Source organism: Bacteroidota bacterium, assembly GCA_016194975.1.
Taxonomy (GTDB): domain Bacteria; phylum Bacteroidota; class Bacteroidia; order Palsa-965; family Palsa-965.
This window is the reverse complement of the sequence record JACQAM010000020.1, coordinates 1-22,645: the sequence shown is the minus strand read 5'-3', so window position 1 is coordinate 22,645 and position 22,645 is coordinate 1. Positions and strand designations below refer to the sequence as shown.

Genomic DNA, 22,645 nt, shown 5'->3' with positions numbered 1-22,645 from the left:
GCTATTGTTAATTAGCGGGAATGAGCAGGTAAAACAGGATTTTTCGCTGTGGTCTGAGTCAATTTCCTAACTTTGGCGCAATTATTTAAACCCGAAAAACACTTCCTTATGAAAATACATTTCGCTGCGCTGATCCCTGTTTTTTTTGCAGTGGCTTGCGGCAATGACCAACCTACCGGTAACGGCACGGATACGCTGAAAAAAGATTCGGTAAAGGGTGTAATTGAAATTCCGGAATCGAATTCCGATCTTCCTTCTCCTCTTCGTGTAGCTGCCATGTTCAAACGTTCCGGTTTGAAATATCTTCCCGGGCTGACGAATTCCGATGCGAATGCCGCTAAATATTCTTCCACTTTTGTGCGTGCTGAGAATATGGGAGTTTACAGTTCAGACATGGCTTATTCCGTGATGAACAAACAAACGAACGAGGGAACAAAATATCTTAAAACGATCCGCGAGATCGCGGGACAGATTAATCTTGGCAAGGTTTTCGAACAGGGAAACCTGTATGATCGTTTTCAGAAAAATCTTGACAATGAAGATTCGCTTGGTTCTGTGATCGCGGAAATCCAGTATCAGACAGACGAGCAGCTGGAGCAGAATCAGCAAAGCGATATGTACGGAATTATTTTTTCAGGTGCATGGATAGAAGCGATGCACATTGGCGGGCAGGTTTATGAAAAAGATGGAAATGATAATGTGGTGAATGCGCTTTTTGAACAGATGGCTGTATGTAAAAATATCATTGAAGAATTGAAAACATACGAACCGAAAAATCCTTCGATCACACCTTTACTTGCCGATCTGCAGGGTGTGGAAGATGCGATCAACAGCATGCCGTCCATGAAAAAAATAAATGCAGATCCTGATCTCTCACCCGGCGATGTACATCCGACAAAAGATGAAATTGACCCGGTGATCAAAAAGATCGAAGATGTCAGAAACAAGATCATAAACGGTTAATCCCAAAATATTAAAACTATGAAACGCAATTCTCTTTTCTTATTCCCGGCACTCGTGATGTTTGTTGCGCTTACAGGCGCATACATCCAGACGACCGATACGTGCGATACTAAAACGCTGAAGGATGATGCAAAAGCACAACTGGATCCATACACTTATGATTCCGGTAAAGTGACGCGGCTCTATTACAAAAAGAAAGATCAGCTCAAAGAGATCGAGATCCCTGTTTTTGTGGGCGAGAAATACAAATTCGTTTTCAATACGGCCGGCATTTCGCGTGCGGTAACGATCAGCATTTATAATAAAGACAAAGATGTGAAAGGACGCAAAGAAATTTTCTCCATGAAAACTGGTTCAGGCGACAAGATCCAGAGCTTTACGCCGGAAGGAGCAAAATTCAAATTCTTCGTTGATTATTCTCTCCCGGCGGTGAGCGACTCTATGCCGCCAAGTGAATGCATGGTGATGATGCTCGGTTATAAATAAGAAACCGGAATACAATCAATGAAAGCCGCTTTTAATGAGCGGCTTTTTTTATGGCTTTATCTTAGTGGCTGTTTAAAACTTTCCACGGAAGAACTTATTCACCGTATCGGGGATATTAACAATTGCAAATCGCGATGAAATTGTTCGCGAATAAGCGGTTTTTCATTGGAGAAATGAATTCCGCATAATTCGCTCAAAAAAAAAGTTCCTCTCAATTGTTTAAAACTCTTCCGGGTTTTAAACAGGTGCGTGTTTAAAACTATGAAGCACTTATCGGGGTTCACTTTTTAAAGGCGTTTACTTTTGGACGCAAACGAAAAGCTCCCATATGTCGAACGCTATTCTTGAAATGAACACCGGGGTAAAAATGATCCCCATCAATGCAGAAAGAATGCACAACGGTTGCCACGGATTTCCGAATGCCGAATTCGACAAGTGGGTGCAATTCAAATTCACCGATATTTCTGAACCGCTTGCGCAAGTGTGGACCGGGATCCCTTTCCAGTTCATTATGCGCCTCGAAGAAATGAATGAAGGAAGGCCCGTAAGGAATTACGCACTTCGCCAGCTGGCAGAGGCGATACTCGCTCACGACGAAAGTTTCGATCCGCAGCACGATTACATTTACATCTGCGAGCAGGAATAATTCTCCCCTATTTTTCGTGATCTGAATTCCGGTGAGCCGGAATTTTTTTTGCACCGTAAGGGCTATGGAGGAAAAATAAAAGTGATGGCGGAAATCAGAAGTAGTGCTGTAACACAACTAACCCCGGATGCGCCCGGGTACCCTAGCTTGCGTTCCTGAAAATTTCAAATAAAAAATGTAAATCAGAAAATCACTTCGCAGATTTCGTTTCGCCTCCGGTGAGTGCAAACTGAACGAGATTAGCGCCCATCTTGAGTGCTTTCATTCTTATTTCCTGCGAATCGTGATGCACTTCAGGACTCTCCCATCCATCGCCGAGGTCGCACTGGTAATCGTAAAAACAAACGAGACGTCCTTCCCAGATGAGGCCGAATCCCTGTGCCGGCTTTCCGTCGTGTTCGTGAATTTTCGGAGGGCCATTGGTAAAATCATACGCCTGGTGATAGACGGGGTGATTGAAAGGCAACTCTACAAAATCGAGTTCGGGAAAAACTTTTTTCATCTGCGGGCGAATGAACTGGTCGAGGCCATAATTATCCGAGATGTGAAGAAATCCTCCTCCGATTAAATAATTCCTAAGGTTTTCTGTTTCCTGCGCATTGAACACTACGTTTCCGTGGCCGGTCATGTGCACGAACGGATAATTGAAAAGTTCGGGACTTCCTACTTCCACAATTCCCTGTTGCGGATCGATGTTGGTGTGAAGATTATCATTGCAGAATTTGATGAGATTAGGAAGAGAAGTTTCGAGATTGGCATACCAGTCCCCACCACCGTTGTATTTGAGTAATCCGAGTTTGCAGGAATAAGTTGTTCCTGAAAATGAAGTGAGTAGAATAAATGCTGAAATGAAAAATAATATATTTCTGAATCTCATTTTGTTTATTTAATGTGATGAACCGCCATTATTAGCCCCGATGGGGACAGGAGTTGTTTTATAGCACAACTGGTGCGCCCGTCTGTAGCAGCAAGGACATGCGCTTCGGCGGGCAGGCTCCAGAAAAATTCAAACCGAAAATCGAAAACAGTCAACTGAAAACTATTTCTTATTGATCTTGAATTCTGTTCTCCTGTTCTTCGCATGTTCTTCCTCGGTGCAATCGATACCGTTACTACAACGATTGAGCAATTTCGATTCACCATAACCGATAGCAACGAGTCTTTTTTTATCGATCCCGCTTTTCACGAGATAATCGACAACGGCCTGCGCACGTTTTTGAGAAAGATCAAGATTTGCTTTATCCGATCCTCGTGAGTCGGTGTGTGAACTGATCTCAATAGTAATTCCGGGATCGCGCTTCATAACAGTAGCCACTTTCTCGAGTGTGATTTCCGCGGCGGGAAGAATATGCCAGTCGTTATAGTTGTAATAAATATTCTCGATGATGAGCAGCGAATCTTTGTTGGCCTTGGATTTCATCTGGAGCACCTGCAGCCACGGATCATCCACGTAAACGGTTCCGAGCGAAGATTTGTCGAGCGGGAGAATACGGAATTCAAAACGGCCACCGCTTCCGATCTTTAAAACTTTAACCACGATCCCATTTTCATTCTTGATATAAATTTTTCCGAAGCTGATGAGGCCGGGATCACTTATATTTTGCACCTGCACAATGAACGCCTTATCGGCAGGAAGATTAATGAAATTAAATTTTCCGTGATCATCTGTCTTCACTGTTTGAACTACCTGTCCTTTATCGTCGAGCACCGTGATCTCCGTATTGGTAAGCGGTGTTGAATTCTGATCCGCGCCTACGAGCGTACCGCGCATGTCCATCCGCAGGTCCACATCCTGCACGCTCATGGCTGTGAGTGTTGCCTGATCTTCCTTGAGAATTCTGAATTCCACTTTTCCGTGTGAGTCGGGAGTGGTGGACATCAATTGTTTTCCGCTTTTGTTGGTGATGATGATGCGCGAATTGGCAGAAAGTTTTGCATCGGTGGTGTCCATCATCACGATGTATGATTGATCAGGAGGAATGTGTGTGAATGCAAATGCGCCGAATTCATTCGTAGTGGTGGTCTGCATCACATTTCCCTGGTCGTCTTTCAATTCTACTTTTTTATTTGCGAGTGGCTGCGGAGGATCTCCATCAGTGAGTAAATTTCCGGCAATGGTAAGGTATTCATCATCTGCGATGAGTTGCGGTGGTTGATTCGGATCGGAAGGAAGATTCTGGAAAGTAAATTTTCCTCCCACTTCATCGAGCACTGTAACGCGAATGAGATTTCCATTCTCATCGCTCATATAATATTTCGGTCTGGAATTTATTCCCGGATCATTTTCATCGAGGCGAACGAGGTACGATCCATCGGCATTAAGATTTTCAAATACAAAATTTCCGTGCGCATCGGTGGTCGTACTCTTCACTACTTTCCCGTCTTTAGTGAGCAGATCCACTTTTGTATTGGGAAGAAGATCGGTAGAAATTTTACTTGACAGAAGATGTCCGCGTATGTTGATGAATTTGCTGGTGACTTTAAAACTATACACATCATCATCACCTTTACCACCGGGGCGATTGGAAGAAAAATATCCGCGGCTTCCTTCCTCATTGAACACGACGCCGAAATCATCGGTAGCTCCATTCAACGGCGCACCCTGATTAGTAACGTTTGTCCATTTCCCATTTTCGAACGACGCAGAAAAAATATCGAGTCCGCCGAGGCCCGGAATTCCGTCGGAGCTAAAAAAAAGCATTCCGTCTTTCCGGAGTGAAGGAAAAACTTCATTGCCCGGTGAGTTGATCTCTGTTCCTGCATTTTCCGGTTTTCCCCAATGGTCGCCGTCCTTTTTGCAAAACCAGATATCCATTCCGCCGGCGCCGCCCGGCATGTCGGAAGAAAAGAAAAGTGTTTTTCCGTCAGCGGAAAGAAAAGGATGTGCGCAGGAATAAGCGTCACTGTTGTATTCAAATTCTTCGGGTGTTGACCAATGATTTCCTTTGAGCGTAGAGAAGAAAATTTTCGGGCGATTGACAAAATGTTTTTGCTTCATCAGAATTTTGTGATCGACCCGATTGAAAGCCATTTCAGTTCCGTCGGGCGTTACTGCAACAGGCCCGTTATGAAAATCTTTATTGATGGTGCGTGAAAGTTTATCGGGTTTTGCATAAACTGCAGAATCGTCATTGTCGTTTTTCTTTTTTGAAAAATAAATGGCGTAATAGGCCCTGCCGGAAGAAGGTTCGTTCTCGCCGTTGAGTTCATCTGTTTGTCCGCGATCGGAAGCAAAAAGTAATCCGTCTTTGAAAATAGCAGGTGAAATATCTGACGTTTCGGAATTGAGTGAAGCAACATTGTGAACGGCATAGATCGGCGATTGGCTGAGCCACACCTGCATGTTGTCGAGTGCCTTTACCTGCGCCTGCGCGTTGGGATCATTGGGATCTTTGCCAATGAAAACCTGAAGTTGAGTTTTAGCTTCGTCGGTTTTCCCGTTGTTTCGCAGCATAAGCGAGTAGTAATAAAACACAACCGGGTTGCAATTGGGATTAGCCGCAACTGTTTTTGCATACCACTCTTCTGCTTTCTGATAATTTTTTGTGATGCGGTAACAATTCGCAAGATGCTCCATCGCATCTGCATCTGATTTTTTCTTCAGCCCGCGTTCAAAAAAAGGAATAGCACGTGCGAACTCCCCGGTAGAATAATAATTTTCACCGCGATTGATCTGTGCGGAGAGCGGGATCACGCCTGTAAGGGTTATGATGAGAATTAATTTTATGAATTTACTGAACATAATTTTTTTTCGGAATAGATTTTTTTAAAAGAAACGAGGCGACATGACCTGGGACTGGAAGAGATTGAGATCGAAACCAAGAACGATCTCATGCGTGCCGGACTGGTAGGTCCGCAGTTTACTCATGGTCATATCATACGAATAACCGAGTTTAATATGATTGGTGATATTGTACTGGAAAATGAAAACAAGACTTTGTTCCGTTCGAACCGATAATCCTGCCCAGAAAATTTCTTTGAATCTGAAATTGAGATTGATGTCGGCACTTCCCTCGTGAATTCCTCCTACGCTGCGAATAACCAGTGAGGGACTGAAAAGAAGATTATCATTGATCCTGAACGCGCGGCCAATCGTGAAAAATTTGTGAAGCGAAGTAACGGAAGAAAAAGTGAGACTGTCTTTTACCACCGTGTAAGCTTCGCGATTGATGTGTGTGAAAGAAAGTCCGCAATAAAAATTCTTATTATTGAAATACATTCCGAATTTAAAATCGGGATGAGTGATATTGGTAGTACCAATTCCGGCATACGGATCACTCTGGTCTTTGTATTCCACTTTTGCCCAGTTCACTTTATAATCGAGTAATCCGGCGCCGAGTCCGAAAGCAAGTTTTCCTTTTCCCAGATGAACGCGATAAGCATAATCGAGATAAGCACCCGTGGTATTTTTCGGTCCGAGTTTATCATTGACGAATTCAATTCCTAATCCCACTTTACCTTTTCTTGAAGGAGCATTAATGGCGAGCACTTGTGTAACGGGTGCACCGTCAAATCCGGTCCATTGGTTGCGATAAACGATTGCGCCGTTCAGCATTCCACGGCTTCCCGCATAAGCAGGATTCACCGAGAGCGGGTTGAACATGTACTGGCTGAATTGCGGATCCTGTTGTGCAAATATTTTTGCGCCGGAAAAAATTCCGGAAGAAAAAAGCAGCAAGTAAAAATATTTTTTCATTTGCAAAATTTTATCAATGTGAAAGTTCTACCCAACCTTTGAGCGCATCGCTCCCGATGCGGATCACGTAGTAATAAGTTCCGTCGGGAAGATCATCATTCGAACTGTCTTTACCTTTCCATACCACATTTGCATTGTCATAATTCTCACCTTTCCAGACGAGGATACCCCACCTGCTGTAAATGAAAACTTCATTGGGCTGAAAAGCATCTACATTATCGATGATCCATGTATCATTGTGCCCGTCGCCATTGGCAGAAACACCGGAATAAACAGTGATCTCGCAAGCGAGTCCGGAACTCACCACAGTAAATGGCTGAATAAAGGTGAGGCCGCTTGCATCGGTTATAGTAACAGAATAATTTCCCGGGGCAATGCTATCGGTTGTAGTTCCTGAATCGAGTGGATTCACCGACCATGCATAAGAATAAGGTCCTGTACCGCCCGCAGCAGTGATGAATGCCGCACCGTTATTTTCATTGGTGCACGCATTGGTCACAGCAATTGTAGCCGTAAGCGCGAGAGCAGAATTTGCGCCCGGCTGTTGAAATCCCTGCGTGAGAATAATTGTAGGCGCCGATGCGGTATGAACGATGACTTCGCCGGTGGAAGAAGAAAGTGACATAGAAGAAGATTGATAAAAACTTCCGGCGGAACCGACGAGCACAGGAGAAAGCGAGCCGATCTGTGCCGATAAAACTGCAGGCCGGCACATCAAAGCGATGAGCAGAATAAAAATTCCGTTTTGAAAATTAATTTTCATTTTCGGATCCTGTTTTTCGGAATGGGTAATTATTTTGTTTTCGGTGTTGCATTGACTTGCCAGCTTACTTCGATGCCGGGTTTATCGGTATGAATCACGAATTTGTTATTGCTGATCTTTTCGTAGACAACCGCCTGTGCGAAATCGGATCCGACGATCGTAAGCTGATAACGGAAATCTGAATTGGCATTTTCGAATCCGGCAGGGAGTTGTACTATAGCACTACCATTGTTATCGGTAACAATATTTCCGTTGCAGGACGAAGCGGAAGAAGAACTTCCTGAATTCAACTGCGCTTTGATAGCAGCATTATCCGCTTTAACCGAATCTATGATCAATTGTTGTTCCTGAATCGCTTCGACGAGAATCGGAGTAAGGCCTATATAATTAACTCCTTTGTAATCTATGATCGCTGGTTTTCCGGTATTAGGATCAATATCTCCGGGAGCTGAACTTTGAGCAACCAATTCAGGGAAAACTTTTTCAAGATCCTGGGCAATGAGTCCTACTTGTGTACCTGAAGAAAAATTCATTGATTTATATTCATCTCGCTTCATTGTGTAAGTAACCGGTTTCAGCAACATTACTTTATTCAGCGCACCGGTCATCGGTTGAATGTTCTCTTTGAATTTTTCATCGGAAACGTTCAGCCATGTTCCGGTGTAACCTCCGTTACCGTTACAATAGACGCCGTAATTTGTTGAACCTCCTGACGCAGTTCCGTAAACACCATACCTTGATCCAGTACCAGCGGTACCCGTTGCACTTCCAAATACTCCATAACCAGTTCCAACATATGAAGTTGAGCTAGCCAAACCATAAACTCCCATATATCCACCCTCTCCATAAACACCATAACCATAACCAGGATTGTTTACTGATTTCCCATAAACTCCATAATGATCAGAATTACCAGAAAAAGTATTTGTAAGAAGAGAGGTGTATTGTGCGGTGCCCTCGTCTACTTCAAACTTATAACCTGGTAGCATGTTTCCGATACCGACATAACCACTCGCAAGTATTGTTAACCTTGGAGTAAAGTTGGTACCGATCTGAACTTTACCTGTTGCTGTTGTATTTTCAAAATAGAAGTCGTTACCAGTCGATTCAATGAAGCCTTTATACACACCTGCTTCATCGAATTTGATTCCCGGAGTAGGAGCATCCATGTGGATAGTGGGAAAACTTGAAGTTGAAGAGAAAATATCTACAGGAGAAGACGGTGAAGATTGACCAATACCCAGATTATTCTGCATATAAACATTACCGGCGCCGAAATATCCTGCCCAGTTAGTTCCACCACCACTTGCATTTCCATAAATTCCATAAGTTGTTGATCCAGCACCGCCATTAGAAACGCCATAAACACCAACACCACCTGTTGTAGAATTATTTGTACCATTAACGGCATACGTCTCTGTGCTTGTTTCGCCCCAGAAATGTGACGTCGTTGTACTCGCATAATTCCTTGAAACTGTAACGCGCCCGTCATCGGTAATATTCATAACCGATGCAAGTGGATTCGCCGAAGAAGATGCAGCTCCACCCGGTGAAGTATAAAATGTTATTACTGACGCACCGGTTCCTCCAGCATCTCCAGTTGAAGCACCAGCCCGGAAGAAAAGTCTTCCTGAAGCTTGATTGAGGCCGAAAGCATCGCCGCCTTTTATTGTGAGATCTCCGCCATTTCCTAAAACAGTTGCGGGATTAACGCCAACAAATGCATTTGACGGAAGTGACAAAGTATAATTTGGGGACGCAACACCTATTCCAATACCAACATTGCTTCCCCAGTCAGTGAGCGCACCTGTTCCGAGAGTTGATGGCGTGATCCATCGAGCTGTGTAATTGGTAATCCCACTTCCCGTCGCAGCTGAACCCGCAGTAACAGAGAGATTTCCTGCAGGATCAGCAATTACAACACCTGGCCCGGCAAGGCTTGAAATTTTCGCAGTACCTGTTACATCAAGGTTAGCAAGGGGATTTGAATTATTTATTCCAACATATCCATTTGAACTTTTTGCATAAAGAGGCATATATCCATTTGACGGAAAAGTAAGGAACCAGTCATTGGAACTATTTATTCCATGATAAGCATAAAGAACACCTCCATGATTATAACCGAACATAACAGTTGAAGTATTGGAAGAACCGTTTAAATAAATTGAAGAATAACTAGAATTAGTTCCTTCATACCAGCCGACAATTTGCTGGGTTGTGTTAGAAGACAACACGTGTAATGGATAACCGGGAATAGAAGTACCAATTCCAACTTTACTTCCGGTAACATCATTGAATATGTTGCTAGTCGCCACCCAACCTGATCCGTTATTATATAAAGTTTGTCCATACACACCCGGTACTAAAGGACCAGTAGCGCCTGTTGCTCCGGTTGGTCCGGCAGCGCCTGTTGCTCCGGCAACTCCAGTTGCTCCAGCAGCTCCAGTTGCACCAGCCGCCCCGGTTGACCCCACTGCACCAGTTGCTCCTGCTGCCCCAGTTGCACCAGCAGCTCCTGCTGCTCCTGTGGGACCTGTAGCTCCTGCAGCTCCAGCCGCTCCTGTTGGTCCGGCTACTCCTGTTGGTCCAGCTACACCCGTAGGCCCGGTAGGGCCCGCTGGTCCTGCAGGTCCTGGTGCTCCATTAAGATTAACAGACCACAAAGCATACGTTCCTGCTCCCAAAACCGCTGTTACATTAACCGTCATTGCTCCTGTTCCGGAATTGTATGCGGTAACTGTTCCAGTCATTTGATTGGAAGCATCGAAAGCAATGATCACGGTTTGACCAATAGAATATGCAAGCCCTGTTCCGACTGTAAGATTATGAACAGCGATACTGATCGTCATACTTGTTGTTGAGGAGGTAGCATATCTGTCACCAACGGGGCCGGTTGGGCCTGTGGAACCAACAGTTCCTGTCGATCCAGTGGCTCCCGCTGCGCCTGCAGTACCTGTTGCACCGACTGCTCCTGTGGCACCTGCAGAACCCGTTGGTCCCGCAGCACCGGCTGCACCAGTAGGTCCGGCAGCGCCAACTGCGCCTGTAGGCCCCGCGGCACCAGCAGGTCCGGTTGCTCCAACCGCACCTGTTGCACCAACGTTACCCTGTGGACCTGATGGCCCGGCTGGTCCAGTTGAACCAGATGGACCCGCAACGCCAGTTGCCCCAACTGCACCGGTGGGTCCCATTGGACCGACCGCACCGGTAGAACCAGTGGCGCCAACAGCACCAGTTGGACCATTGGCACCCATAGCACCAGTTGGTCCCGTAGGGCCATATAAGGAGCCAGTTGTAATGGTATTTCCACTTCCGTAAAATATCGTCAGCGTTCCATTTCCATTATCGATAATACTTGTGATGGCATCACCGGTTGGACCTGTTGAACCTGATGGTCCTGTTAAACCAGTTGGTCCGGCAGGCCCAGTTAGGTTTCCTGTTGTTACACTATTCCCACTTCCATAAAAAATTGTAAGTGTTCCATTTCCATTATCAATAATATTTGTGATTGAATCGCCAGCTGGGCCAGTGGCGCCAGCCGGGCCCATGGGTCCGGTTGAACCAACTGATCCGCTTGGCCCTTGCGAACCAGTGAGACCGGTTGAACCTTGTACACCAGTTGGTCCCGCAGGACCCTGAATTCCGGCAGGCCCAGTTGGGCCAACAGGACCCGTTGGCCCTCCAGCAGATGCACCGGCATATAATGCGTAGGGAACAGACATAAGCTGAGTCGCATTTCCCATTGTTACAAATCCACTTCCATCATTCACTTCGACTTTCAGATAATAGGCACTCGTTGCCCACGAGATAGCATTGAAGGGAGCCGGGCTGGCTGCAGTTGGACTTCCCTGTCCCATGATCAGATTGAAAAGTCCGAAAGCATTTGTGGTTACACTATGGGTTTCTTCATAGACCAGAGTTGTAGCCGCTGCATCCGAATAAATTCCTATTCGGATTGTGAGTGCGGTATTGGTCATCTCCGCTCCAGCAGTTGTACGAGCTATAGCCTGGTAATTTATTCCCTGCGGAGGAGCTGTCTGTGCAAAAATTTCAGACGTTGCCAGTAATAAAAGGCAAACTGCGAGATGAGCGAGTCTAATTTTTTTCATGTGCAATTATTTTTGTCCACTTAATTCTACCCATCCGTGAGAGGTGTGATCACCGATGGAAATTATATAATAGTAAGTTCCATCCGGAAGGTTGTGACCTTGTTTGTCCTGTCCTTTCCAGACATTTTGAGTATTGTCATAATGCGAATTAAACCAAACTTCATTTCCCCATCGATTAAAAATTCTTACGTTACAATTCACTTTATCAGCTCCATCAATTATCCAGGTATCATTTATTCCATCACCGTTCGGTGTAAATCCGGAATAAATATTCAGTTCGCAAAGAGAAGTTGCATCCACGTTGATCGTTGTTAAAGCCGATCCTGAACATCCGTTCAAATCTGTAGCAGTAACAGTATAAGTAGTCGTAGAATTCACAGAAGTAAAAGTACTCTGGGCAGTTGAATTTCCGGACGACGGAGTAGGATTCCAATTCCACGTACAGCCCGTACAGCCCAATGCAGAAAGATAAACTGTATCCGATTGACAAGCTGTAGTATCTGCAGAACTTGTAATTACCGGTGGAGAATTCACATTGATAATAAAAATAGTTGCACTGCTTGTACAATTTGCAACAGGGAAATAAGTAGAAACAACTACATACAAATTAGTTCCTGGAATCAGAGATGAAGATGGTGGTGTGTAAGTATTTCCGGACCAATAAAGTGCCGTTTGATTGTCGTAACCGACAGGAAAAAGATTTAAAGGAGTTGAAACAACAATTGAAGGAACAGGATCTCCTGTGCAAATAGATTGAATTCCCGGACTAACAGCAGTAGGCGCGGGAGGAACAGCAACTATCAATACTGAATCCATTGCGTAAGTTGAGCAAACGCTGTTTATGGCATAAATAACATAAACATAAAATGGAGTTCCGAATGTTGTATTATTCAGAAATATATCTCCGTTGTTCGGATTAACTATAATTCCCGCACCGGTTGGAGACAACAATGAGAATACACCGGAAGGAGAAGCTGGCCCTGCACTAACATGAATCGTATCTGTATTCACACAGTAGGGAGTTCCTCCATAAGTGAAACTTGCATCGGGATAAGATTCTGAAGTGATGAAAACGGAATCCATTACACTGCATCCGGTTGTATCGGTGACCTGGACAAAAGCCCATCCGTCCGGAAGATTAAATGCAAGAGAATCTAATTGATTAACAGCAGGAACTCCTATCCAGTTATAAGTGTAAGGCGGAGCACCTGGATTTAAAATATTCACTTGTGCAGCTCCGGTTCCAGATCCGCATCCTGTTGCACTCTGAAATGTATTTGTAATTATCGGTGGAGCTATAACAATAGAAATATAAGAAGCACAATTCGAATTAGTAACGTCAATTGAATTAATAAAATATTGTCCCTGCGTGAGTCCGGAAAATGAATAGCTGCCTGTAATTGATCCGGATTGTTGCAGAACCTGGTTCATTGCATTAAGTAAAGAATACTGAAAAGTATCAGAAATATTTATGATGGATGGAGTAACCGTTACTGTTGAAGTTGCCGAATTGCAAACTCCGTTAGTTGTGATCTGTGTATTTGGCGCAATGCAACAGGAAGAAGCAGTATTCACTTCGAGAACATCATACGGCCAACAAATGGAGATCGGATTTCCATTCCCGGTTTCATCGTCGCTGTAGAGATGAATCTGAACTCCAAGATCGGATGAATTGCACGGAGCAACAACTCTCACTTTCCAGCATCCGGTCCACGTCGATAAAATATTCCCGTTATCACCGGCATTATTCGATGGATTACCATCATTATTACGATCGAAGAAAAATCCATCTGCATTTCCTGCAGGTGTATTAATATTTGTGAACCAATGCCACTGCCCTTGTGTTCCTGCAGTAACAGGAATTTGAACAGGCGTAAGTGTTGCCAAATCCCAATCCGGACCAAATTCCGGTACGATGGAATGCAGGTAAGAAGTTGTGAGTGATTCCCATTTATCAACCTTCACACACATACGAACTGTATCGCCGGGATTATACATTCCGAAAACAGGTGGCGGGTAAAAATTTACTTCCGCTTTTTTCACGCAGCCTGAACAGTCATTGAATGCTTTATATTTTAATTTAAAATCGCCGGTATTCGTCGGTGTGTCGCCACCTATCTCGAGAAAATATTCTCCATTCACGGTAGGCGTTGGAAAAGAAGTGATGATCGTATTGCCAGATGAAGTAACACATTGCTGAGGTAACAAACTGATCGGGCTTCCTTCACTGAAATGAATCTTCACAAAAAAATTATTGAATCCTGCCAGGCCATCCACTTCCACATAAACGTACGAACCTGTTGCGCGAAAACGATACCACACATCGGGCGAAGGAGCCGGAAAACAATGCATCACCGTGAAATGTTGCGGATTGAAAGTCGCACCATTGGTAGTTCCCAATATAGAATCGCAATTACCATCGGGATTATTCGGGCATAATCCCGGAGGAGAAAGTGTTCCAAGATCGCGAGCGTTATTGACACTATCGTTAACGGGCTGAACATTATTTCCTCTCACTTCTGCGTAACAAAAGATGAAAAAAAAGAAAACGAAAATAGTTTGTAGCGTTCGCTGCATTTGCCAATGCGCGGATTTTGACCGACCTCGCAAATTACAAAAAAAGGGAGAATAAAACCAACGGCAGGGTGCCGGTTTACCAACGATTAATTCACTCTGAAACCGATGACAAGAATATCATCCACCTGCTCCAGGTTTCCTCTCCAGTGCTCGATGGTAGAATCGAGCGTGTAAAGCTGATCGGACATCGGTAAATTATGGATCTGCGTAAGAAAATTCCGGAACTGGCCCACCATGAATTTTTTTCCTTTAGGTCCGCCGAACTGATCGGCATAGCCATCTGAAAACAAATAGACCGTATCTCCTTTTTCGAGTTGAATGGACTGATTGGTAAACTTCCTGGAATTTCCTTCGAGATACCCGATAGGCATTTTATCGGCACGATATTCCATTAGTGCACTATTGCGATACAGGTACAATGAATTATTCGCACCAGCCATTTGTATGAAACGTTTTTTCGGCTCGTAAATGCAAAGCGTCATATCCATTCCATCGCGCACAGCACCTTCTTCAGAACTCTGGTTTATAGTTTTTCCTGCAAGAAGATTCATTTCATCGAGGAGTTGTCCCGCATTGAGATCAGCATGCTCTTTCACGATCTGGTTGAGCATATTATTTCCGACGATACTCATGAATGCACCCGGAACACCGTGGCCGGTACAGTCAACTGCCGCTACATAGATCCTATTTCCTTTTTCATACATCCAATAAAAATCACCGCTGACAATATCTTTCGGTTTGAATAAAATAAACGAATCAGGAAGAAGCCGATTCACAACCACCGGAGGAGGAAGAATGGCATCCTGCAATCTTTTCGCATAACGGATACTGTCTGTGATATGTTTGTAAAGTATCTCGAGTTTCTGATTCTGAATTTCAATTTCTTCTTTTTGCCTGACCACTTCTTCCGTCCGCTCTACAACTTTTGCTTCGAGTACGCGCTCGTTCTCGCGCAGATCCGATCTCATTTTCAGCAATGCTTTTCCCAATGCATCTTCTTCGGAAAGCGGTCGATAGTACGATTCGAAATTGCCGGAACCCACTTCGTTCGCAAATTCCGTTGTGAGTTTCATGGAATCGACCAGACTGTTCAGCGCAACCGACATTTCTCCGATCTCATCATTCCTGTTCCTGATCTTATCGGCGGGAAGAATTCCGCGTGCCATGGAATGAAGAATTCCTTTGAGGTAATGCACGGGTTTTGTGATCGTGCGTGCAGTAAGTAAAGCGATGAATAATCCGCCCAATGGTAAAATGATGAGCAACACGATCACCACCAATTGAAGTGTCTGGAAAGATTCCAGCATTTCCTGCCGCTTGTCATCTGCAGCTGCATATTGTGATTTGATAAGTCCGTCTAGTTTTCCTTTGATGATCTTGATGCGAACACGAATGGCTCCGTCATTATCAAGCACCATCGATTGATTCGGCAAGAAGAATGAAGGATCATTGTATCGCGGCACTGAGGAAAGATCATCCATCACATTTCTCACCATGAGCCACAATTGATCGCAATAAATGAAAATGGAATCTGCATTTTTTTTATTGTCAGGTGTCCACCCACTGTAAAGTTTTGTGATGTTGCTGCGCTTCTCGCTATAATCGTCAGTGATGAGTAATTTCAGTTTAGGTTTATCCTCGCTGCTACCGGGAACATTGATCCAGTTGGTGACTAATAATTCTGAATTCGTGATGAGCAGTTTCATTTCCTGCAATGCAATAATGGAAGGCGTGTAGGTTTTGGCGATCTTATCATTGATCTCGCGGCTGCGGAAAATAGTAATGAGCGTAAGAAGGAATGCGATAAGGACGAGAAAAATGAGCACACCGAAACCAAGGAGGATTTTGCGGCCTATCGAAAAACGAAATTTCATAAATGCAGGTCGGGTATCGGTTTTTATCAATGTTGTTTACGCAGATCGTCGAGCGTCTGCTGGTAGAGTTTCGATTTCTCAAATTCATTCAGGCTGTAATAAATTCCTGAAAGAACGATCAGTGTTTCTTCTCTCTTCGGTTCAATTTCATAGGCTTTTTCTGCGAATGGAAGTGATTGTTTGAAAAGATCCACGGAATGATCTTCTACTTTGAAAACCGAATCGAGATTAGCATCGTAATCAATATCGTACATGAGATCGACTCCTTTGTTCCAGTAAAGCAATCCAAGATTATAATTCGCCGTGTAATTATCCGGATCTAATTCAAGTACTTTCATGTACGTGTCGCGCGTGAGATCAAAGAATTTCACGTTCTTCTTTTTGTTGTTATTGTAAATCGTTCCATAAGTAGACGCGAGGGCGAGATCAAATTCAATATCCTTTTTCTTCATGTCGGTTCCCGGATCTGCGATCAGCGCTGCTTCGCGATAAGAATTATAACAATTGATAGAAGTAGTAAACCTTACCGTATCAAGCGTAATCACGGCGTCATTGTAATATTTACCAGCGAGAAAGCGGACATTGTCGCGGGTAATTTTCATGCGTGCAGAAACCGTATCGAGCTGTAATGATTTTTTGAAAGCATCGAATGAAATGTTGCGGTAATTCGACTGCACGTCGCTTGCCTCGAAATGTTTGTACATCTCCTTGTACACCACTCCGTATAGATACCAGTTATCGGGATCCGTTTTAGCACCGGGCTGCTCTAGGAGCATATCGACACATTTGCGCGCACTGTCTACCTGGCCCGACTGGAGAAACGTCAGGGCAGAATTGTAGTACATGTCCGTTTGTGCGCGCAGATCCGTAATGCCGCTGAGCAACGGGAGTGCTCCGAGCATTATCAGTATTCTTAAGCGTCCGAACTTTTTCATGTTCTTTTCGCGTCCGCACCGGGCGGACATTTTTAGTTAACTATTCAACCGGTATGGCCAGGGCCACGAGTGATGAACTTACTTTAAGATTATATTTTTCTGCATTAGTTGGATTCAATTCAAATTTCTGCCGGTTATCAACTACCACAAAATTTATGGCTGATCCCTGCTTTGCACTACCGGCTTTTTCGGTTACGATAAGTGTACTTTTTCCTTTGAGTTTAGCAATGATGTCGGAAAGATTTGCGGTAACATCTGAAGTGATGTACAGTATTTGTTGCCTTCCTATTCCGTCTAATGTTGTGGTATTTTTTATTTCGATCTTCTGCGCCCCAACAGTTTTTGTTTTTGCCATGTTATTCAGCTCGGCCAGCATTGCCGCATTACTTCCATACATGTTGATCACAAAATTTCCGGTTTTGTAATCAGTGGGCCATTCAATGTATCGTGTGAAATTGTAAATGAATACCGCCTTGATGCGTGCGTTGGTATCACCGGCCGTCACCGTTTGAAAACCGAAGACGAAAGGGACCGAAAGAAATAAAAAGAAAACCAGTATTCGTTTCATAACGTGATCAAGGCAAACCTCAGGCCAATCCATTTCCCGTTTTTCGATGAAATAGCCCAATCCAACAAAGTTAATAATTCTATACACTCTGATAGCAGGGCTGGTTATCAACATTTTGGGCATGAAAAAATGATAGTACACTCCACTGGTTCGACTTTTGACAAGGATAAATTAGCTGTATGAAAAAGCGGAGAGGAATATTCTTCATCCTGTGTTGTGTACTTGCAATATTTTTTGTGGATTGCAGCGGGGAGAAACATGCGGCAAAATCTGCTGCGAATAATGATGATGTGATCCGCAAAAAATATGCAGGAATATTGGGTGTGAATGAAAAAGAGATCGCCAATATCGCGCTTTACAAATTCATTGATGACTGGTATGGGACGCCGTATGTTTACGGAGGAAAAACAAAAAGTGGTGTGGATTGTTCCGGTTTCGTTTGCAACCTGTATTCGAATGTCTATAAAAAAACTATTTCCGGTTCCGCCGCCTCTCTCAATGATGCCTGCGAAAAAGTTTCGGAAAAAAATCTGAAGGAGGGCGACCTGATCTTTTTCAAGATCAATTCAAAAACAGTTTCGCACGTTGGAGTTTATCTTCAAAACAGGCATTTTGTACATGCGAGTTCTCATCATGGTGTGATCATCAATTCTCTTGATGAAGCGTATTACACAAAATATTTTTTCCGCGGCGGACGATTGAAATAAAAAAAGATCACCGGGTACAAATGATCTTTTCAACGACACATCTTTTTATTTAGTCAAACAATTTTGAAGTGTTTGTTTTTTCAAAAGGATTCGGAGTCATGTATCTCAGTGAAATTTCAAATCCACCTTTCGCACGGGAAGCCGCTTTCAGATCCGACATATTCACATCGTAACTCATACCGATAGCAAAATCAGAAAATTCATAGCGCGTACTGATTACGATAGCATCTCCAAAACGATAATATCCACCGACTGCAAATGCAGAAGGTTTTTTTCTTCCAGTGTATTTTGATGCATCCTGCAGGAGAAACCTGATCATCATGCCGGCGTTTATCTCGCGGTGACCGGCCTGCATCATGAACAGGTATGCAGGTTCAAGGACCATGTTATAATTCTTAAGGCCGATCTCTCCTACTCCGTGTGCGACAATTTGCATTGGCAAACGTTTCGAATTATCGCCATAGAAACTATAGGAGGGCTGATTGAGATGGTGCACCGAAAATCCGATGTTGAATGAACGCTGATCATTTGAACTGAGTGTTGCATGATCTCTGCTATAGAACCAGGCAACGCCTGCGCCAATGTCAAAATAATTATGATTCGCAAATGCTGTTGATGGTTCACCGGATGAAAGAGCAGAATTGTAATGCATACCGTCATACTGATTATCCCAATTCAACTGATCGTACTTCAATGTACGCTGACCAAATCCACCATAGATCCCTGCAGAAAAAAGATTGTTAGCATTGGCTGCGAGTACGCCTGACAAATGAAGATTACCAATGTTAGATGTCATTCCTGCATCACCGGCGCAATCCGAAAATACATTTAGTCCTGCTCCCAGCCGGCTTCCGTTATCTTTTTTCAGCACAGCCATATCCGCACTTACGTTGAATGTTTTGTATGCAGATAAAGCTGATACGCTCCGCCACTGATCCTTATAATTAATGATCGCCATCACATCATGACCAAGCGCCGCTTCCGCCGGATTCATCAATAAAGAGGACTCGGTCATTTGAGAAAAATGAATGTCCTGTGCGCCCAGGGATAACGACCCCATAATAAAAATTGAGGCAGGCACAATTTTTATTGCTATTGATTTATTTTTTATCAATTCGAACATTTTTTCTTTTCTTTTATAATTATTTTACAAGAGAAATATTTCCCTGTTTTTCTATCTGTGTTCCGTCAATCATTGTAGCCCGGAGAAAATAAGAGAAAACAGCTGCCTCACACTTTTCACCTCTCCAGGTTCCATCCCATCCTTTTGTTACGTCATCAGATGAAAAAACCTTTTCACCCCAGCGATTATAGATCTCGAACTGCATCATCTTGATACAATTCCCGCGAACAAAATAAATATCGTTCTCATTATCCCCATTCGGTGAGAATGCATTCGGAAGATAAACATCACCGCAATTCATATCGACCGAAACGGTAACAGTATCCGTTGCAGTACAACCTGAAGTATCAGTTACAGTTAATGTATAAGTGGTCGTAACTGTAGGTGAAGCGATCGGGTTCAGACAAGCAGTACAACTCAATCCTGTTGGCGGCGACCAACTGTAAGTTCCTAACGAACCCGTGGCGGTAAGTTGAGTACTGTCACCGAAAATAATTGTAACTGCAACGCCGGCGTTTGCGACGGCAGAACCTGCAGAAGTAACAACAACCGTTGTATTCGCAGTACAACCATTCGCATCTGTCACCGTCACCGAATAAGTTCCTGCAGGGAGATTATTTATGGAAGAATTTGTACCGGAATTGCTCCAGAGGTAGGTATAACCAGGTGTGCCTCCATTCGCGTTTACATTTGCAGTTCCATCGGAACCACCACAATTCTCCGGCGTACTCGAAGAAGTAACTGTTGGCGCCGGATTCACATTCACTGTAACGGTGGTAGTATCTGGAGGAGTTCCGCATCCATCAGTAACAACCACTGTATAGGTTGTGGTCACATTCGGCGAAACTGTAACAGGATTGAAAGTCATCGCTCCCGGCATCCAGTTATAATTAAAATTACCATCTCCCCCGGTTGCTGTTGCTGTAAGTGTAGCAGAACTTCCTGTACATACCGAAGAGGAAGCAATATTCGCAAGGGAAAGCGGAGGATTTACATTCACTGTAATAGTTTGTGTTGGTGAAGAACACCCGATAGAATCTGTGACAGAAACAGAATAAGTAGTTGAAGTATTTGGTGAAACTACCTGTGGCCCCGGACCAACAAGTCCATTACTCCAAGTATAGGTGTATGATCCCATTCCATTCGATGGAGTGGCCGTTAATGTGGCCGATTGTCCAATACAAATTGTGGTTGAACCGGTAACCGCTAATCCAACAGGTCCGTTCACGAAAACAGTCACTGAATCACTTCCTGAACAATTATTCGCATCCGTTACATTCACAACATAAGTAGTTGTGGAAGACGGGAAAGCTCCGGTCGTGGCTGTTGAAGGAGAAGTTAAAGTTGCAGCGGGAGTCCATGAATAAATTGATCCGCCACCAGTGCTCAATTGAACTGTATCACCGGAACAAATCGTTACATCTGCCCCAGCAAAAACAGAAAGATTTGAACCAATGGAAACAGTCAACGAATCAATATTCACACAGCCATTAACATCAGTTCCCGTAACACCGTAAGTTGTAGTAACTGTTGGAGATGCAACTGGATTCGAAATGCTATTTGAACTTAGTCCGGCAGAGGGCGACCATGAATAATTTGAAGCGCCTGAAGCATTCAATTGAATAGAAGAATTCGGGCATATAGAAACATCAGGCCCGGCATTTACATTGGGAAGCGGATTCACATTCACCGCAACAGTGTCGTTATTCGAACAACCGTTTGCATCCGTTACTGTAACAGTATAATTCGTTGTCGAATTAGGATTCACAGTTTGTGATGCACCATTTGCATTCACCAGTGCTCCCCCGTTCCATAAATAAGTTGTTCCTCCATTCGCATTCAATGAAACAGTCGTTCCCACACAAACAGTTTGATCCAATCCGGCATTTGCATTCGGAAGAGCATTGACCACAACAGAAACCTGTGCATTGGCAGAACAACCATTAGCATCAGTTACCGCCACAGTATATGTTGTGTTCCCAGAAGGGGAATCTGTTTGAGAAGACCCATTGGCATTTGAAAGTCCACCTCCATTCCAAGTATAAGTTATTCCACCTGAAGATGAAAGCGAAACCGATTGTCCGGAACAAATAGTAGATGGAGAAGAAGATGCTGTAGGTACCGGTAATGGATTAACAGTAATAGTTACCTGGGCGGTGTTGGTGCATCCAAGTGCATCCGTTCCCGTTACTGTATAAGTAGTTGTTGAAACAGGAGAAACAGTTACAGTAGTTCCGCTCAATGCGCCAGGATTCCATGCGTACGTGCTCGCCCCAGCGCCTGTGAGTGTAGTTGAACTTCCAATACAAATTGAAGAACTTGCTGAAGTTGCCGTAACTGTTGGTGTTGGATTTACTGTTATAGTTACCTGAGCAGTTGATGAACAACCTGCTGCTGAAGTTCCGGTGACTGTGTATGTTGTTGTGGAAGCAGGAGAAACAGAAACCGAAGTTCCCACTAATGCCCCGGGATTCCATGAGTAAGAAAATGCACCCGCTCCGTTTAAAGTGGTGGAACTTCCGGCGCAAATTGCAGGATTGGATGCAGTTGCAGTTACTGTTGGTGTCGGATTAACAGTTACAGTTACCTGCGCGGTGGAAGTGCATCCATTCAAAGCTGTTCCTGTCACTGTGTAAGTAGTCGTTGAAACCGGAGTAACTGTAACTGTAGTTCCACTCAATGCACCGGGATTCCACGCGTAGGTGGATGCGCCTGCGCCGGTGAGTGTTGTTGAATTTCCCGAACAAATAGTTGGGCTTGCCGCAGTTGCTGTAACTGTTGGTGTTGGATTTACTGTTATAGTTATTTGCGCAGTCGAAGTACATCCTGCTGCGCTTGTTCCGGTAACTGTATAAGTTGTAGTTGAAGCAGGAGTTACTGTAACAGTAGTTCCGCTCAGCGCTCCGGGATTCCATGTGTACGTAGATGCGCCTGCGCCGGTGAGCGTAGTAGAGCTTCCTGCACAAATAGTAGGACTCCCTGCAGTTGCAGTTACTGTCGGTGTTGGATTTACTGTTACAGTTACCTGCGCTGTTGATGTACATCCTGCTGCGCTGGTTCCGGTAACCGTGTAAGTAGTAGTTGAAGCCGGTGTTACTGTAACTGTAGTTCCACTCAATGCACCGGGATTCCATGTGTACGTTGATGCACCAGAACCTGTGAGTGTTGTTGAACTTCCGGAACAAATAGTAGGGCTTG

At 44.1% G+C, this 22,645-nt stretch carries 15 protein-coding genes and 2 pseudogenes; 4 read left to right on the top strand and 13 right to left on the bottom strand.

The window, feature by feature from the left end; all coding sequences use genetic code 11:
* Positions 1 to 108: 108 nt before the first annotated feature.
* The 3 genes from HY064_12590 to HY064_12580 all read left to right on the top strand — a co-directional run bounded on the left by HY064_12590 (position 109) and on the right by HY064_12580 (position 2,095).
* Positions 109 to 963, top strand: a complete 855-nt coding sequence (locus HY064_12590; protein MBI3511492.1) for a hypothetical protein — start codon at positions 109 to 111, stop codon at positions 961 to 963.
* A gap of 18 nt (positions 964 to 981) precedes the next feature.
* A complete protein-coding gene (locus tag HY064_12585; protein ID MBI3511491.1) occupies positions 982 to 1,449 on the top strand; it encodes a hypothetical protein in 468 nt (155 codons plus the stop codon).
* A gap of 328 nt (positions 1,450 to 1,777) precedes the next feature.
* Positions 1,778 to 2,095 carry a hypothetical protein gene (locus HY064_12580; GenBank protein MBI3511490.1) on the top strand — a complete coding sequence of 106 codons (318 nt, stop codon included), beginning with the start codon at positions 1,778 to 1,780 and terminating at the stop codon, positions 2,093 to 2,095.
* 190 nt (positions 2,096 to 2,285) lie between these two features.
* Here HY064_12580 and HY064_12575 read toward each other — a convergent pair whose 3' ends face one another.
* From HY064_12575 to HY064_12525, 11 genes and pseudogenes are all read right to left on the bottom strand, one after another.
* A complete protein-coding gene (locus HY064_12575; protein MBI3511489.1) occupies positions 2,286 to 2,972 on the bottom strand; it encodes a DUF4159 domain-containing protein in 687 nt (228 codons plus the stop codon).
* Positions 2,973 to 3,134: 162 nt separating this feature from the next.
* Positions 3,135 to 5,837 carry an OmpA family protein gene (locus HY064_12570; GenBank protein MBI3511488.1) on the bottom strand — a complete coding sequence of 901 codons (2,703 nt, stop codon included), beginning with the start codon at positions 5,835 to 5,837 and terminating at the stop codon, positions 3,135 to 3,137.
* A gap of 24 nt (positions 5,838 to 5,861) precedes the next feature.
* Positions 5,862 to 6,791 carry a type IX secretion system membrane protein PorP/SprF gene (locus tag HY064_12565; protein MBI3511487.1) on the bottom strand — a complete coding sequence of 310 codons (930 nt, stop codon included), beginning with the start codon at positions 6,789 to 6,791 and terminating at the stop codon, positions 5,862 to 5,864.
* Positions 6,792 to 6,804: 13 nt separating this feature from the next.
* Positions 6,805 to 7,554, bottom strand: coding sequence for a gliding motility-associated C-terminal domain-containing protein (locus HY064_12560; protein ID MBI3511486.1), 750 nt, complete (start codon positions 7,552 to 7,554; stop codon positions 6,805 to 6,807).
* Between the two features lie 29 nt (positions 7,555 to 7,583).
* Entirely contained in the window at positions 7,584 to 9,683 is a 2,100-nt protein-coding gene (locus tag HY064_12555; protein ID MBI3511485.1) for a tail fiber domain-containing protein, read from the bottom strand.
* Positions 9,684 to 9,923: 240 nt separating this feature from the next.
* Positions 9,924 to 10,403: pseudogene (locus HY064_12550) on the bottom strand (hypothetical protein).
* 39 nt (positions 10,404 to 10,442) lie between these two features.
* A pseudogene (locus HY064_12545) lies at positions 10,443 to 11,276 on the bottom strand (collagen-like protein).
* A gap of 393 nt (positions 11,277 to 11,669) precedes the next feature.
* Positions 11,670 to 14,240: a gliding motility-associated C-terminal domain-containing protein gene (locus HY064_12540; protein MBI3511484.1), complete on the bottom strand. Its 2,571-nt coding sequence runs from the start codon at positions 14,238 to 14,240 to the stop codon at positions 11,670 to 11,672.
* A gap of 86 nt (positions 14,241 to 14,326) precedes the next feature.
* Complete coding sequence (locus HY064_12535) at positions 14,327 to 16,114, bottom strand: SpoIIE family protein phosphatase (protein ID MBI3511483.1); 1,788 nt, start codon at positions 16,112 to 16,114, stop codon at positions 14,327 to 14,329.
* Between the two features lie 26 nt (positions 16,115 to 16,140).
* A complete protein-coding gene (locus HY064_12530) occupies positions 16,141 to 17,016 on the bottom strand; it encodes a hypothetical protein (protein ID MBI3511482.1) in 876 nt (291 codons plus the stop codon).
* Between the two features lie 73 nt (positions 17,017 to 17,089).
* Positions 17,090 to 17,617: a YfiR family protein gene (locus tag HY064_12525; protein MBI3511481.1), complete on the bottom strand. Its 528-nt coding sequence runs from the start codon at positions 17,615 to 17,617 to the stop codon at positions 17,090 to 17,092.
* A gap of 179 nt (positions 17,618 to 17,796) precedes the next feature.
* Here HY064_12525 and HY064_12520 point away from each other — a divergent pair, with 179 nt between their 5' ends.
* Positions 17,797 to 18,324, top strand: coding sequence for a C40 family peptidase (locus tag HY064_12520; protein ID MBI3511480.1), 528 nt, complete (start codon positions 17,797 to 17,799; stop codon positions 18,322 to 18,324).
* A 49-nt stretch (positions 18,325 to 18,373) separates the two neighbouring features.
* On the opposite strand, the gene HY064_12515 is transcribed toward HY064_12520, so the two are convergent.
* Complete coding sequence (locus HY064_12515; protein MBI3511479.1) at positions 18,374 to 19,384, bottom strand: PorP/SprF family type IX secretion system membrane protein; 1,011 nt, start codon at positions 19,382 to 19,384, stop codon at positions 18,374 to 18,376.
* 82 nt (positions 19,385 to 19,466) lie between these two features.
* Positions 19,467 to 22,645, bottom strand: a 3,179-nt coding sequence (locus tag HY064_12510) for a gliding motility-associated C-terminal domain-containing protein (protein MBI3511478.1), incomplete at its 5' end; no start/stop codon positions are given.